The sequence below is a fragment of the Promicromonospora sp. NPDC059942 genome (assembly GCF_042731755.1).
Classification (GTDB): domain Bacteria; phylum Actinomycetota; class Actinomycetes; order Actinomycetales; family Cellulomonadaceae; genus Promicromonospora.
The window spans coordinates 26600-40549 of sequence record NZ_JBHWLR010000003.1; the positions used below are offsets into that span (position 1 = coordinate 26600).

Genomic DNA, 13950 nt, shown 5'->3' on the forward strand with positions numbered 1-13950 from the left:
GATTCTGAGAGGACCAAGATGGCCGGGGCCGACTTCCTCCAGCTCGACCCCGCCCACGCCCCGGCCGGCGGGCTCACCGCCTGGCTCGCCGAGGCGGTGCGCGGCGCGGTGTCCGAAGGCCGCCTGGTCCCGGGCGACCGGCTCCCCGCCACGCGGGTGCTCGCCGACCAGCTCGGCTGCTCCCGCGGTGTGGTGGTCGACGCCTACCGGCGTCTGACGGACGAGGGCCTGCTCGCTGGGCGGCACGGCGGCGGGACGACGGTCCGGGCGGCCTGGCCCACGGTCCCCGGCCCCGACGCGAGGGCCCCGGCCCCCGGCCCCGACACGCGGGCCGCTCACGGCACCGCCCCGGCGACCCGTCCGCCGTCGTCGGGCCTCGCGGGCGGCCTGCCCGGTGTGTTCACGCCGCCTGTCCCAGGCGCACCCGGCGCGCCCGGTGCCGACCTGATCGACCTCTCGCCCGGCCTGCCCGACCTGTCCGCGTTCCCGCGCGCCGCCTGGGCCCGCGCCGAGCGCGCGGCCCTCGACGGTCTGGCGTCGAGCGATCTCGGCTACGGCGACCCGCACGGCCTGCCCGCGCTGCGCGAGGCGCTCGCCGGCTGGCTGGCCCGCACCCGGGGCCTGCGCGCGCACCCCGACGACATCCTCGTGGTCAACGGCGTCTCCCAGGGCCTGATGCTGCTCGCCCGGGCGCTCGTCGCGCGCGGCACCACCCGGATCGGGTTCGAGGACCCGGGCTCCTACGGGGCGCGCGAGCACCTGCGCCGCTGGGACCTCGCGCCTGTGCCCGTCCCGGTGGACCGGCACGGGCTCGACGTCGCGGCGCTGGACCGGTCGGGGGTCGACGCCGTCCTGGTCACCCCCGCGCACCAGTTCCCCACGGGTGTGGTGCTCGCGCCCGACCGGCGGCGCGCGCTGGTCGCCTGGGCGCGGTCCGGGGCGGCGCCGGGTCCGGACGGGCTGCCGGGCCGGCTCGTGATCGAGGACGACTACGACGCCGAGCACCGGTACGACCGCCCGCCGGTCCCCGCGCTGCGCGCCCTCGCGCCCGAGCACGTGGTGCACCTGGGCAGCGTGTCCAAGACGCTCGCCCCGGCGATCCGGATCGGCTGGCTGCTGGCGCCCGCCGCGCTCCGGTCCGAGCTGGTCGAGGCCCGGTACTGGACCGACCTCGCCAGCCCCGCGCTGCCCCAGTTCGCCCTGGCGCACTTCATCACCACGGGCGGTTTCGAGCGGCACCTGCGCCAGGTCCGACGCCGGCACCGGGCCCGGCGCGACGCGCTCCTGACCGCGCTCGCGACGCACCTGCCCGGCGCCACGGCCCACGGCGTGGCCGCCGGCCTGCACCTGCTGGTCACCCTGCCGGGCGTCGACGACGCCGACCTGGCCCGGCGGGCCGCCGCGGCCGGGGTCCGGGTGCACCCCCTGTCGGCCCACCGGGTGGGCGACGGGCCGCCCGGGCTGGTGATCGGGTACGCCGCCAACCCGCCGGACCGGCTGACCGAGGCGGTGGCGCGCATCGCACGCGCCAACCACCACCCCGGCTACTCCGAGGCCGACCCCGACGCCTGAGCCGACCCGGATGCCGAGTCAGTCTCCTGGTCCGCGCTCCCCGTGAGCTGGGCCGACAGGTCCTCGGCCTCGCTCGCGATCGTGTCGGCGTCCACCAGGTCCGACGCCTCGTCGGTGAGCGTTTCGACCAGCCCGTCCAAGTACTCCTGGGCGTCGCCGCTCTCGTAGACCGACGCCGTCAGCTCCTCCGTCGCCGACTCGTACGCGGCGGCGAAGTCGTCGTCCGCCAGGAAGCGGGTCACCAGCGGGTTGTCCCGGCCGCCCATGCCGCCCATGCCGCCGCCCTGCCCGCCGCCCTGCGCCGTGCCGTCCTGCGTGCCGCCGTCCGCGCCGTCCGGGTTCTCCGGGAGCTCGGCGCCGTCCGGCGGCTCCATCCCCTCGGGAGGTTCCATGCCCTCCGGCACGGTGCCGTCGCCGGGCCCGCCCTCGGGCGGCTCGCCGCTCCCGCCGCCGAAACCGCCGCCACCCCCGCCGCCGAGCCCGCCGTAGGACAGGTTCTGGTCCCAGGCGACCACGGTCATCAGCCCCGTGGCGGCGTCGTAGTGCAGGTAGGCGTTGTTGCCCGGGCCGTCGATGTCGTCCTGGTTGGCGACCAGGTCCTGGGCCGCGAGGTAGCGCGCGAACGAGTCGACGTCAAGGTAGTCGCCGAGCTGCTCCGCGAACTCCTCGTCGGTCGAGTTGTTGACGAAGTCGAGGAACGCGACCAGCGGCTCGTACGCCTCGTCGTCCGTCCCGCCCGTGCTGTCGTACTCCGCCTCGAAAGCGTCCGCGTAGTCCGCGACGTCCTCGCCGCGGTAGGTCCAGTCGCCCTCGCTGTCGGCCTTGTAGGTGATGCCCTCGTCGGGGTAGTTGTCCTCGTTCCACAGGTCGTCGTCGGGCAGGTCCACCACGAGCCGGAGCTGCTCGTCGCTGCCGTTCACGCTGAACCGCGCGTAGGAGGCCTGCTCCGCCTGGACGTCGGAGAGCTCCAGCACCTTCAGCGCGACCGCCTCGTTCAGGGAGGTCTCGGAGTTGTTGCCCCGCACCACGTAGTCGGCGCGCCCGTCGTGCTCCTGGCCGTCCACGTACTTGTCGAGCCGGATCAGCCACGGCAGCCCGGTCGGGTCGTCGGCGGAGACGGAGCCGTCACCCTCGTCGGGCGCGGGCGCGGCGGTGTCGCCGCTCAGGCCGCGCAGGCTGGAGTTGCCCTTGAGCCGCAGGCCGACGTCGTCGTACTCCTCGCCGTCGATCGTGACGGTCGCCTCGATCCAGTCCTTGTCGCCCGTCTCGGAGAAGGTGTCGAGCATCTCCTGGTACTCGGCCTCGTCGTACTCCACCGAGATCTCGTGGACGGTGGACGTGTCCCAGAAGCCGTCGGCGGTCTCGTCGGCCTCGGCACTCGCGGTGCAGGCCGTCAGCGAGGCGGCCAGGGCGAGGGCGCCCGCCCCGGCGGCGGTCCTGCGGGTGCGGCCGGCCCGGGTGCGGCGGTGCGGTTCGTGGTCAGGTGCGGGTGTCGTGATCATGCGAAGACATCATCACGACGCTCTGTGCGGCTCCTCCGCGTCTGCTGGTGAACTCATGACCGGGGGCCGAACCAGCCCGCCGGCACCACCGCCGTCGGCTCACACCGTGGTTGCGATGGCACCCGCGGCGGCGCGGGGATCTAGGCTGGGCGGTGGCTCGCCCCGCGAGCCCGCCGGACTACCCGTCCGGACCCGAGATCCACACCTCAGAATCGGAGCATCCAGCGATGGCTCGCCACCTTGTCACCAGTGCGCTTCCGTACATCAACGGCATCAAGCACCTGGGGAACATGGTCGGGTCGATGCTCCCGGCCGACGTCTACGCGCGGTACCTGCGCCAACGCGGCCACGACGTGCTGTACATCTGCGCCACCGACGAGCACGGCACGCCGGCCGAGCTGGCGGCGGCCGAGGCGGGCCTGCCCGTCGCGGAGTTCTGCGCGGGCGCGCACGAGACGCAGAAGAAGATCTACGACGGTTTCGGGCTGTCGTTCGACCACTTCGGTCGGAGCTCCTCGACGCAGAACGCCGAGACCACGCAGCACTTCGCGCGGCGCCTGAACGAGCACGGCTTCATCGAGGAACGGGCGATCCGGCAGGTGTACTCGCCGGTCGACGGCCGCTTCCTGCCCGACCGCTACGTCGAGGGCACGTGCCCCCACTGCGGCTACGACCGGGCGCGCGGCGACCAGTGCGAGAACTGCACCCGTGTGCTGGACCCGACCGACCTGATCAACCCGCGCTCGGCGATCAGCGGCTCGACCGACCTCGAGGTGCGCGAGACCAAGCACCTGTTCCTGCTCCAGTCCAAGCTCCAGGCCGAGGTCGAGGCGTGGATCGACCAGAACAGCAAGGACTGGCCGCTGCTGTCGACGTCGATCGCCCGCAAGTGGCTCTCCGAGGGCCTCCACGACCGCGCGATCACGCGCGACCTGGAGTGGGGCGTGCCGGTCCCGGCCGACACCTGGCCCGAGCTCGCGGCCGACGGCAAGGTCTTCTACGTCTGGTTCGACGCCCCGATCGAGTACATCGGCTCCACCCAGGAGTGGGCGGACGCCGCCCCCGCGGGCGAGACCCGGGACTGGAAGTCCTGGTGGTACGAGGCGGACGACGTGCGCTACACGCAGTTCATGGCCAAGGACAACGTCCCGTTCCACACGGTGATGTTCCCCGCCACGGAGCTCGGCGTCCGCGAGCCGTGGACCATGGTCGACTACGTCAAGGGCTTCAGCTGGCTCACCTACTACGGCGGCAAGTTCTCGACGTCGCAGAAGCGGGGCGTCTTCACCGACGCCGCGCTGGAGATCCTGCCGGCCGACTACTGGCGCTGGTACCTGATCGCGAACGCCCCGGAGTCCGACGACTCGTCGTTCACCTGGGAGCACTTCGCCGGCACGGTGAACAAGGATCTGGCCGACACGCTGGGCAACTTCGTCAACCGGGTGCTGACGTTCTCGGCCAAGCGGTTCGGCGAGACCGTCCCCGCGGGCGGCGAGCCGGGGGAGGCCGAGGACAAGCTCGGCGCCGAGGTGTCCCGGCTCCTGGCCGAGTACGAGGGGCACCTGGAGGCGCTCCAGTACCGCAAGGCCGCGAACTCCCTGCGCGCGCTGTGGTCGGCCGGCAACGCCTACCTGGTCGAGAAGGAGCCGTGGAAGCAGGTCAAGGTCGACCCGGAGGCGGCGGCGGTCTCGCTGCGCACCGCGATGAACCTGATCCGCCTGTACGCGGTGGTCTCCGAGCCGTTCGTCCCGCAGACGGCGGCGACCCTGCGCGCCGTGTTCGCCCTCGACGGCGACACCGCGACCTGGGTGACCCCCGAGGCCGCGACGTCGCTCGACGCCGTGCCCGCCGGGACCGCGTTCACGGTGCCGCCGGTGCTGTTCGCCAAGATCAGCGACGACGACCTGGACGGCTACCGCGAGCGCTTCGGCGGCGGCGAGTCCTGAGCCCGGCGGGCTGAGGGTCGCCGGCTGCGGCTGCCGGCCGGGTTGGCGGCCGACGTCGCTGTGGCCGGCGCCGACCAGGTCAGACCTGCGCGGCCGCGAGCTGCTCGCGGACCTGGCGCTTGGCGCGGGTCAGCATGCCCGCCATGCCGTTCAGGCGCAGCAGGCTGACGACCTTGGTCAGGCCGAGCTGCAGCGGGTAGTCCTCGGGCACGTCGAGCACCTGCTGCGCCGTGAGCCCGGTCAGGCCCTGCGCCAGGATCGACGCGAACCCGCGCGTGGTGGGCGCCTCCTCCGGTGCGCTGGCGTGGAAGGTGACCACTCCGGCGTCGTCCACCTCGGCGAACGCGTAGACGGGGGACTGGCACTCCTGCACCCGCTCCAGCCGTTCGGGCGCGTCCGCGTACTTCTCGGGCAGCGGGGGCAGCTCGCGCGAGACCTCCAGCAGAAGCTGGAGCCGGTCCCGTTCGGGCGTCTCCAGGAAGGCGTCCCGCAGCTCGGCGAGAGCCTCGGGCAGTTCGACGTCGTCGGTGCTCATCCGTTCATCCTTTCACCGTCGCGGCGGCCCGGGCGAGCCGCGGGACGGCGTCGTAGCGTGGCCGTATGGCCGGGAACAACAGGGCAGGGAACAAGGTGCCGGACGGCGGTCCCGACCGCTGGTCGCAGGGCGTCACCGAGGGCAGCGACGCCCTGGACCTGGAGGAGGGCGTGTTCACCTGGGCCGATCCCGCGCGGATCGCCCGGTCCCTCAAGAGGTCGGCCGAGGCCACCGGCGCAAGAGCTCCCCGTACCGCTCGGCGATGTCGATGCTGACGTTTTACGTCAACCGCGCGGGCAAGGACCTCGACGCCGACCAGCGCGAGGTGCTCGAACGCGCCAAGGACGAGCTGCGCAAGGCCTTCGGCCGGGCCTGACCCGTCAGACCGTGCCCGGCTCGGAGCCCGTCGCGACCGGGACGCGCACGGCGTTGCCCCACTCGGTCCACGAGCCGTCGTAGTTGCGCACGTTCGTGTAGCCGAGCAGGTAGGTCAGCGCGAACCAGGTGTGGCTGGAGCGCTCGCCGATGCGGCAGTAGGTGACCACGGCGTCGTCCGGGTCGAGGCCCAGGCCGGACGTGTAGATCGCGTCGAGCTCCGCGCGCGTCTTGTACGTGCCGTCCTCGGCCACGGCCGTGGCCCACGGGACGTTGCGGGCCGTCGGGATGTGGCCGCCGCGCAGCACGCCCTCCTCGGGGTAGTCCGGGATGGCGATGCGCTCGCCCGTGTACTCCTGCGGGGAGCGGATGTCGACGAGCGGGCCGCTGCCGAGGTGCGCCAGCACGTCGTCGCGGAAGGCGCGGATCGTCGTGTCGTCCCGCTCGACCACGGGGTACTCGACCGGGGCGGGCGCGGGGACGTCGGTGGTGAGCTCGCGGCCCTCGGCGCTCCACAGCCCACGGCCGCCGTCGAGCAGGCGCACGTCCTGGTGCCCGAACAGCGTGAACACCCAGGCGGTGTACGCGGCCCACCAGTTGTTCTTGTCGCCGTAGAGCACGATCGTCGTGTCGCGCGTGATGCCCTTGGCGCCCAGCAGGGCGGCGAACGCGGCGCCGTCGAGGTAGTCCCGGATCTGCGGGTGCTGCAGCTCGGTGTGCCAGTCGACCTTGACCGCGCCGGGGATGTGCCCGGTCTCGTAGAGCAGCACGTCCTCGTCGGACTCGACCACGACGATGCCCGGGTCCTTGAGGTGCTCGGCCAGCCACGCCGTGCTCACGAGCCGTTCGGGGTGGGCGTACTGCGCGATCTTGTCCGACGGGTCGATGGGAGCGGGCATGGTTCCTCCTCGATGGGCGTGCACTGTCGAGTCCGTGCACTGTCGAGTCTAGGAACACGGGGCGGGCCCCGGATGATCCCGCCGGTGCCGCTCAGGACAACCGTCGCTCCAGCACGCCCAGGTGGGCCCGCGCGCGGGCGGCCTGCGGTCCGCCGGGCTCGGCCAGCCGGACCAGGCGGGTCCAGGCAGTGTGGTCGTCCACGCCCTCGTCGCGGGCGGTCCACTGCTCGACGGCGACCGCGTCGTCGCAGGCGTGCACCCCCGCCCGGACCTCGGCCTCCAGCTCCTCCCGCAGCCGCTCCACGCCGGGCGCGACCGAGCGGCGCAGCAGCGGCTCGGGGTAGGCGGACAGGGCGCCGCGCACGTCGCCGCGGCGCAGCCGGGAGCGCACCGTGTCGACGTCGGACCGGAGCATCCGGGCGAGCCGGTAGGGGCGGGACCCGGCGAGCAACGGGCCGTCGAGCACGCCGTCGGCCACCCGGCGCAGGCGGGAGATCTCCGCCCGGACGGTCACCGGCGACAGGTCGCCCGGGTGCAGCAGCACGGCGAGCTCCTCGGCGCTCAGGCCGCGCGGCCGCTCGGCGAGCAGCAGCAGGATCTCGGCGTGCCGCAGGGAGAGGCGGCGGCCGCGCAGCGTCGGGGTGCCGAGCAGGCGCAGGTCGGGGGCGCGGTCGGAGGCGCCGCCCGCCGTCCCGGGGTCCCCGACCGGGGCGACGTCGGCCACCCAGGGCGCGTGCCCGGCGTCCGTCCCGGGCGCGGCCGCGGCCCGCAGCGCGAGCTCGCGCTCGACCATGGCGACCGTGGCGCGCACCAGGGCGCGGGCGACGTGCGACCCGGCGGCGCTGCCCCCGGTCAGGTCGAGGACGCCGAGGATGCCGCCCGCCGCGTCGTGCACGGGTGCCGCGGTACAGCTCAGCCGCTGGACGGGGCGCGCGAAGTGCTCGGCGCCGAGCACCTGGACGGGGCGGCGCGTGGCCAGCGCGGTGCCGGGCGCGTTGGTGCCCACGGACTCCTCGCGCCAGAGCGCGCCCTCGACGAAGCCGACGCCGTCCACGGCGGAGCGCACCTGCCCGCGGCCCTCGACCCACAGGAGGCGGCCGACGTCGTCGGACACCGCGACCACCAGGCCGTCACCCGTCGCACCGCCCACCAGGTCGCGCACCAGCGGCATCGCGACGGCCAGGGGATGGGCGCTGCGGTACTCGTCCAGCTCGTCCGACGCCGCGACCGTCACCGCGCTCGGCCGGTCGGGGTCCACACCGTTGCGCAGGCTCCGTCGCCACGACGCCGCGACGATCGGGTCGATCCCGTCGGGCTCCAGCGAGCCGGCGGAACTGACGAAGCTCTCATATGCCGCGCGAACCCAGCGCGCGTCCCGGTGTGGCACCTGCTGCATGCTGCCCCTCACCCTGTCCCGACGTCGTCGTCGAACCACGCCAGTGTAGGCATCGGACCAAGTTCATCAACAAGTTGTCCACCGTGATCCCCAAGTTTTCCACCGTCTCAGGATGGTTATCCACAGATCACAGTCGCATTACGGTCTCGCCGCGCGCACCACGGAAAGTAGTCTTAGCGTCAATAGTGCCGGTAGTTAAACGGGCTTCGCGTCCGACAGATAGTTTTCATGAGAACTCTCTTTGGGGGAAGAGTTGAACACCGTCGCTTTAGCTAGACCGGAATCGCAGATGTCTGGAACCGATGAACCGGCCGGAGACAGTCCGAGCCCCGCACTGCCCGCGATCGAGCTCGCTGACCTGCCCGCGCTCGACACCCCCGCGCCGCCGCTCGAACCCGGTGCCGGCCTCGACCTCGCCGGCGCGCGTGGCCGCCGCCGGTGGACCTTCGGCGCCGCGATCATCACGTGCCTGGCGGTCGCGATCACGCTCTGGTCGATGTCCGCCCGCGCCGAGGAGAACGGACACATCCTCACCCTGACCGCCCAGATCGACACCCAGGTCACCAGCACCTCAGCCCGGTCGCACGACCTCGCCGCCGTCCTCGAGACGGCCGAGCGGGTCTACGAGCACTCGGAGGGCCAGGTCGCGGACCCGGCCACCCGCGACGTGCTCGCCCAGGCGCTCGCCGAGGCGCGCCAGGCCGGGGCCCAGCGGCTGACCGACGCCCCGCCGACGTCGGTGACGCAGGCCCGCACCCTGCTCGCCCAGGCCACCCACATCGAGACCTCGCTCGACTGGGCCGTGGAGGACCTGCGCGTCGCCGTCGACATGGTGCAGCAGTCGCAGGGCGCGCAGCGCGCGCTGGACACCCGCGAGCCGGTCGGCAACCGCACGATCCTCACGTCGCACGACGGTTCCTGACCCCGCCGACCGCCGGCCGCCCGGAGCGCACGGTCCGCCTCGAGAACGACCTCGGGGACCGAAAGCGCGAAGATCGGCGTCCGGCGTCATTCCCGGGTGGCGCGCGGCCGGTGCGGATTCGAATTCGGCATTGAAACGCGTTCGGTCGAAAATTCCCGGACGGTTCGTCGGTGGTAAAACTATCTCCAGCGCATTCTGTATGTCTTTCGATCCGGTTGGTCGAAAGCGCGCCGGGTGACAGATGCGGTACCGCGTCGAGATCACCCCACCCTCACCCCATCTCGCGGTAGGCGTCGACCAGGTCGACGAACTCCGCCCGCAGCCCGTACGGGTCGGCGCCCAGCGCGCCCGCCGCCCGGCTGCGGGCCCCGTCGAGGTTCGCCTGCGCCTGGTACTCCGAGTCCGTGGCGATCAGCCCGAGCTCCGCGACCGCGGAGGCGAACTCGAAGTCCGCCGACGGCGTCGTCGTGTACGCGGCGGCGCCGACCGGGAACTCCACCTCGGTGCTCGCGCCGGACGGCCCGCCGTCCGGCGACTTGTACCGCACGTGCACCGTCATGAAGTCGTCGCTCGTGCCGACCTCCCGGTCGGAGTACTTCAGGCCGCCGTCCGTATCGCCGTCCGAACTCGCCGGTACGAGCTCGTAGAACGCCGTCACCGAGTGGCCCGCGCCCACGTCGCCGGCGTCCTTCGTGTCGTCGTCGAAGTCCTCGTCCGCCAAGCGCCGGTTGTCGTACCCGATGAGCCGGTACGAGCCGACGGCGGCCGGGTTCAGCTCGACCTGCAGCTTCAGGTCCTGGGCGACGACGAACATCGTCGAGCCGAACTCGTCCACCAGCACCTTGCGCGCCTCGGCCAGGGTGTCGATGTACGCGTAGTTGCCGTTCCCGTGGTCCGCGATCGCCTCCATCATGCTGTCCTTCAGGTTGTACATGCCGAAGCCCAGCACCGAGACGTACACCCCGGACGCCCGCTCCGCCTCGACCAGCGTCGTGAGCTCCGCGGGCGAGGACGGGCCCACGTTGAAGTCGCCGTCGGTCGCCAGGATCACCCGGTTGTTGCCGCCCTCGACAAAGTTCTTCTCGGCCAGCTCGTACGCCGTCGTCAGGCCGGCCGCGCCACCCGTGGACCCGCCGGCCCGCAGCGACCGCAGGTGGTCCACCAGCACGCCGTGCTCCGAGCCGGGCACCGAGTCCGCGACCACCCGGTTGTCGCCCGCGTACGTCACGATCGACACGCGGTCGCGCTCGTCGAGCTGCTCCACCAGCAGAGCGAACGACTCCGCCAGCAGCGGCAGCTTGTTCGGCTCGTCCATGGACCCGGACACGTCCAGCAGGAAGACGATGTTGTTGCCCTCCGACGTCGGCAGCGCCTCCGTCGCCTGCACGCCCACCATCGCGAGCTGGTGCTCCGGGTTCCACGGGGCCCGCGCGACCTCGGTGGTCACCGAGAAGGGGTGCTCGGCCCCGGCGGCGGGCGCGTCGTAGTCGTAGTCGAAGTAGTTGACCAGCTCCTCGATGCGCACCCCCTCGGGCGCCACGCCCTGGTTCACCTGACGGCGCAGGTTCGAGTACGACGCCGTGTCGACGTCGGCCGAGAACGTGGACAGCGGGCTCGTGGCGACGTCCAGGAACGGCGACTCGGGGGACTCGTCGTACTCCTCGCCCCCGGGGTCGACCGGGCCGGGCTCGGGGTAGGGCTCCGGGTAGGGCGGCACGAACGCCTGGTCGCTCCGCGACTCGGGGGCCGACGCGCCGTCCAGGGCCTGCGCGCCGTCGGGGACGGTGGCCGTGTCGGGGGCAGTTTGGGTCGTCGTCTCCGCGCCGGAGTCCGACCCGCCGTCCTGCGCGGTGCAGCCCGCGAGCGCCAGCACCACGGACAGCGCCGCGGCGAGCGGGACCGTCAGCGGGACCGCGGGGGCGGGGCGGCGTGGTGCGAGGTTCATGGGGACTTCTCCTCGGTGTCGGCTCGTCGCACGGGCACGGTCGGCCCGGCGATCTGTCCTTGTCTGTCCATCTGTGCCGGCGTCCGCCGGGCTTGCTCCCACGAGGTCACGGTCGGGTTGCAACGCGGATGCAACGCTCCGCCGCCTAATCTCGCCGCACTCGGGCGCACCGGTGTGCCCGGGGCGTGGCTCCGCCGTCGGGCATCCCGGGGCGGGCGCGAGATCCTGCGAGGAGGCAGACCATGACCGTGTACGCAGCCCCAGGTACCGAAGGTGCCATCGCGAGCTTCCGGCCCCGGTATGACCACTGGATCGGGGGCGAGTACGTGCCCCCGGCGAACGGCCAGTACTTCGAGAACCCCAGCCCGGTGAACGGGCGCACGTTCACCGAGGTCGCCCGCGGCGACGCCGACGACATCGACCGGGCTCTCGACGCCGCACACGGCGCGGCGCCCGCGTGGGGGCGCACGTCGGTCACCGAGCGCGCGATCATCCTGAACAAGATCGCCGACCGCATGGAGGAGCACCTCGAGGAGCTCGCCGTCGCCGAGACCTGGGAGAACGGCAAGCCCGTCCGCGAGACCCTGAACGCGGACCTGCCGCTGGCCATCGACCACTTCCGCTACTTCGCGGGCGCGATCCGGGCCCAGGAGGGGTCGATCAGCGAGATCGACGGCGACACCATCGCGTACCACTTCCACGAGCCGCTGGGCGTGGTCGGCCAGATCATCCCGTGGAACTTCCCGATCCTGATGGCGGTGTGGAAGCTGGCTCCGGCGCTCGCGGCGGGCAACGCCGTGGTGCTCAAGCCGGCGGAGCAGACGCCGACGTCGATCCTGTACCTCATGGAGCTCATCGCGGACCTGCTGCCGCCGGGCGTCGTGAACGTGGTCAACGGGTTCGGTGCGGAGGCGGGCAAGCCGCTCGCGAGCTCGTCCCGGATCCGCAAGATCGCGTTCACGGGCGAGACCACGACGGGCCGCCTGATCATGCAGTACGCGTCGCAGAACATCATCCCGGTGACGCTGGAGCTGGGCGGCAAGTCGCCCAACCTGTTCTTCAGCGACGTCGCCGCGGCGCACGACGAGTTCTACGACAAGGCCCTGGAGGGCTTCACGATGTTCGCCCTCAACCAGGGCGAGGTGTGCACGTGCCCGTCGCGCGCGCTCATCCAGAGCGACATCTACACCTCGTTCCTGGCCGACGCCGTGGCGCGCACCGAGGCGATCAAGCAGGGCAACCCGCTGGACACCGACACGATGATCGGGGCCCAGGCCAGCAACGACCAGCTCGAGAAGATCCTCAGCTACTTCGACATCGGCAAGGCGGAGGGCGCCAAGGTGCTCACCGGCGGGCACCGGGCCGAGCTGGAGGGCGACCTCGCGGGCGGATACTACGTGACGCCCACGATCTTCGAGGGCAAGAACGAGATGCGGATCTTCCAGGAGGAGATCTTCGGGCCGGTGGTGGCGGTGACGGAGTTCGCGGACTACGACGACGCCATCAAGATCGCCAACGACACCCTGTACGGGCTGGGCGCGGGCGTGTGGACGCGGTCGAGCGCGGCCGCCTACCGGGCCGGCCGGGCGATCGAGGCCGGCCGCGTGTGGACGAACAACTACCACGCCTACCCGGCCGCGGCGGCGTTCGGCGGCTACAAGGGCTCGGGCGTGGGTCGCGAGAACCACAAGATGATGCTCGACCACTACCAGCAGACCAAGAACCTGCTGGTCAGCTACTCCCCGGACAAGCTGGGCTTCTTCTAGGCCGGCGGGGGCAGCACGTCGGGCGGGAGGCCTGGGCCGGTACGTCACCGGCCTCCCGCCCGGCGGTCCGGTTCGGCTTCGAGCACTGGGAGGTTCCATGTCCGACGACGTCCGCCCGGCCCCCGCGACCGGGCCACCTGCCGCACGGGTCGCGGTGACCGACGACGCGGCCGCGCTGCTCGTGCGCCTGCGGGACAAGCACGGCGAGCTCATGTTCCACCAGTCCGGCGGCTGCTGCGACGGCTCGTCGCCCATGTGCTACCCGGACGGCGACTTCATCACCGGGGACGCCGACGTGCACCTCGGCGACCTCGCGATCCCGGCCGCGGAGGCCGGGTCGTTCACCGTGCCGGTCTGGATGAGCCGCAACCAGTTCGAGTACTGGAAGCACACGCACCTGACGATCGACGTGGTGCCGGGCCGTGGCGCCGGCTTCAGCGTCGAGGCGCCTGAGGGCGTGCGGTTCCTCATCCGGTCGCGGTTGTTCACCGACGACGAGTGGGAACGGCTCGAGGCCATCGGGGCCTGATCCGGGGTTCGGTTCCGGTCGGCGTGCGGTCCGCGGTCGGGGCGCCGTCAGGGGCCGGGGCCTCCTCCGGGGCGAGCGCCGCGACGCCGTCCGCCGTGGCGAGGAAGAACGCGGCCACCGCGAGCCCGTGCTCGGCGGCGGCGGACCGGAGGGCCACGTGCCAGGCCCGGTCCTCGAAGGAGGGGTCACCGGGGCCGGGGCGTTCCAGCAGGACCACCACCGACGCGCCCGGCTCGCCCCGCAGGACCTCGTGCCAGGCCCGGCCCAGGTTGCCCACCCCGACCGGGTCGGGCAGCTCCGGCACCAGGTCCACGGGGACGAGCATCGGCAGCGGGCGGCGCTCGCCGTCGAGCAGGGCGAACCACAGCGTGCGGCGCCGCGGCCGGATGCCGCCGTGCAGGAGGTGTGCGAAGGCGAGGAGTGCCGCGTCGTCGACCAGTGGGTGGCCAGGGATGATCTCGCTCGATGCTGTCATGACGACGAGTCTGGACGAGGATGCCATTGGACATGAGTTATCCACAGGTTCAGTTTGTTGGCTGCTCTTAGCCGAAAAGAGAGAAGGC

11 protein-coding genes and 1 pseudogene are annotated in these 13950 nt (G+C 72.5%); 6 read left to right on the forward strand and 6 right to left on the reverse strand.

The genetic code is table 11. From position 1 onward, the window contains the following. Nucleotides 1-18 precede the first annotated feature (18 nt). Nucleotides 19-1572, forward strand: coding sequence for a PLP-dependent aminotransferase family protein (locus ACFV9Q_RS05170; protein ID WP_377233476.1), 1554 nt, complete (start codon nucleotides 19-21; stop codon nucleotides 1570-1572). On the opposite strand, the gene ACFV9Q_RS05175 is transcribed toward ACFV9Q_RS05170, so the two are convergent. Beyond that, complete coding sequence (locus tag ACFV9Q_RS05175) at nucleotides 1545-3074, reverse strand: CotH kinase family protein (RefSeq protein WP_377233477.1); 1530 nt, start codon at nucleotides 3072-3074, stop codon at nucleotides 1545-1547. The two genes, ACFV9Q_RS05170 and ACFV9Q_RS05175, sit on opposite strands and share 28 nt — an antisense overlap. A 227-nt stretch (nucleotides 3075-3301) precedes the next feature. On the opposite strand from ACFV9Q_RS05175, the gene metG reads away from it, so the two are divergent. Next, nucleotides 3302-5020 (forward strand): methionine--tRNA ligase, encoded by a 1719-nt coding sequence (metG, locus tag ACFV9Q_RS05180; RefSeq protein WP_377233478.1) that lies wholly within the window; start codon nucleotides 3302-3304, stop codon nucleotides 5018-5020. 79 nt (nucleotides 5021-5099) lie between these two features. Here metG and ACFV9Q_RS05185 read toward each other — a convergent pair whose 3' ends face one another. Beyond that, nucleotides 5100-5555 (reverse strand): SufE family protein, encoded by a 456-nt coding sequence (locus tag ACFV9Q_RS05185; protein ID WP_377233479.1) that lies wholly within the window; start codon nucleotides 5553-5555, stop codon nucleotides 5100-5102. A 65-nt stretch (nucleotides 5556-5620) separates the two neighbouring features. Here ACFV9Q_RS05185 and ACFV9Q_RS05190 point away from each other — a divergent pair. Further along, nucleotides 5621-5931, forward strand: a pseudogene (locus ACFV9Q_RS05190) (DUF3175 domain-containing protein). A gap of 4 nt (nucleotides 5932-5935) precedes the next feature. Here the strand turns inward: ACFV9Q_RS05190 and ACFV9Q_RS05195 are convergent. Both ACFV9Q_RS05195 and ACFV9Q_RS05200 read right to left on the reverse strand, forming a co-directional pair. Next, nucleotides 5936-6829, reverse strand: coding sequence for a sulfurtransferase (locus tag ACFV9Q_RS05195; RefSeq protein WP_377233480.1), 894 nt, complete (start codon nucleotides 6827-6829; stop codon nucleotides 5936-5938). A 91-nt stretch (nucleotides 6830-6920) separates the two neighbouring features. Continuing rightward, nucleotides 6921-8225, reverse strand: coding sequence for a transcriptional regulator (locus ACFV9Q_RS05200; RefSeq protein WP_377233481.1), 1305 nt, complete (start codon nucleotides 8223-8225; stop codon nucleotides 6921-6923). Between the two features lie 289 nt (nucleotides 8226-8514). On the opposite strand from ACFV9Q_RS05200, the gene ACFV9Q_RS05205 reads away from it, so the two are divergent. Then, the gene (locus tag ACFV9Q_RS05205) at nucleotides 8515-9147 is read left to right on the forward strand and encodes a hypothetical protein (RefSeq protein WP_377231507.1); all 633 of its coding nucleotides are present in this window, start codon (nucleotides 8515-8517) and stop codon (nucleotides 9145-9147) included. Between the two features lie 271 nt (nucleotides 9148-9418). On the opposite strand, the gene ACFV9Q_RS05210 is transcribed toward ACFV9Q_RS05205, so the two are convergent. Beyond that, on the reverse strand, nucleotides 9419-11092 hold the full coding sequence (locus tag ACFV9Q_RS05210) for a von Willebrand factor type A domain-containing protein (RefSeq protein WP_377233482.1): 1674 nt from the start codon (nucleotides 11090-11092) through the stop codon (nucleotides 9419-9421). Between the two features lie 242 nt (nucleotides 11093-11334). Here ACFV9Q_RS05210 and ACFV9Q_RS05215 point away from each other — a divergent pair, with 242 nt between their 5' ends. Both ACFV9Q_RS05215 and ACFV9Q_RS05220 read left to right on the forward strand, forming a co-directional pair. Then, nucleotides 11335-12858: an aldehyde dehydrogenase family protein gene (locus tag ACFV9Q_RS05215; protein WP_377231505.1), complete on the forward strand. Its 1524-nt coding sequence runs from the start codon at nucleotides 11335-11337 to the stop codon at nucleotides 12856-12858. 97 nt (nucleotides 12859-12955) lie between these two features. Beyond that, on the forward strand, nucleotides 12956-13387 hold the full coding sequence (locus ACFV9Q_RS05220) for a DUF779 domain-containing protein (protein WP_377231504.1): 432 nt from the start codon (nucleotides 12956-12958) through the stop codon (nucleotides 13385-13387). Here ACFV9Q_RS05220 and ACFV9Q_RS05225 read toward each other — a convergent pair. Then, nucleotides 13344-13862 carry a hypothetical protein gene (locus ACFV9Q_RS05225; protein ID WP_377233483.1) on the reverse strand — a complete coding sequence of 173 codons (519 nt, stop codon included), beginning with the start codon at nucleotides 13860-13862 and terminating at the stop codon, nucleotides 13344-13346. The genes ACFV9Q_RS05220 and ACFV9Q_RS05225 overlap by 44 nt on opposite strands. Between the last annotated feature and the right edge of the window lie 88 nt (nucleotides 13863-13950).

What these genes read in the sequence shown, in the direction of transcription:
- ACFV9Q_RS05220 (WP_377231504.1), top strand. Translation starts at nt 12,956, where the DNA reads ATGTCCGACGACGTCCGCCCGGCCCCCGCGACCGGGCCACCTGCCGCA.
- ACFV9Q_RS05185 (WP_377233479.1), bottom strand. Translation starts at nt 5,555, where the DNA reads ATGAGCACCGACGACGTCGAACTGCCCGAGGCTCTCGCCGAGCTGCGG.
- ACFV9Q_RS05210 (WP_377233482.1), bottom strand. Translation starts at nt 11,092, where the DNA reads ATGAACCTCGCACCACGCCGCCCCGCCCCCGCGGTCCCGCTGACGGTC.
- metG (WP_377233478.1), top strand. Translation starts at nt 3,302, where the DNA reads ATGGCTCGCCACCTTGTCACCAGTGCGCTTCCGTACATCAACGGCATC.
- ACFV9Q_RS05195 (WP_377233480.1), bottom strand. Translation starts at nt 6,829, where the DNA reads ATGCCCGCTCCCATCGACCCGTCGGACAAGATCGCGCAGTACGCCCAC.
- ACFV9Q_RS05200 (WP_377233481.1), bottom strand. Translation starts at nt 8,225, where the DNA reads ATGCAGCAGGTGCCACACCGGGACGCGCGCTGGGTTCGCGCGGCATAT.
- ACFV9Q_RS05225 (WP_377233483.1), bottom strand. Translation starts at nt 13,862, where the DNA reads ATGACAGCATCGAGCGAGATCATCCCTGGCCACCCACTGGTCGACGAC.
- ACFV9Q_RS05170 (WP_377233476.1), top strand. Translation starts at nt 19, where the DNA reads ATGGCCGGGGCCGACTTCCTCCAGCTCGACCCCGCCCACGCCCCGGCC.
- ACFV9Q_RS05215 (WP_377231505.1), top strand. Translation starts at nt 11,335, where the DNA reads ATGACCGTGTACGCAGCCCCAGGTACCGAAGGTGCCATCGCGAGCTTC.
- ACFV9Q_RS05205 (WP_377231507.1), top strand. Translation starts at nt 8,515, where the DNA reads ATGTCTGGAACCGATGAACCGGCCGGAGACAGTCCGAGCCCCGCACTG.
- ACFV9Q_RS05175 (WP_377233477.1), bottom strand. Translation starts at nt 3,074, where the DNA reads ATGATCACGACACCCGCACCTGACCACGAACCGCACCGCCGCACCCGG.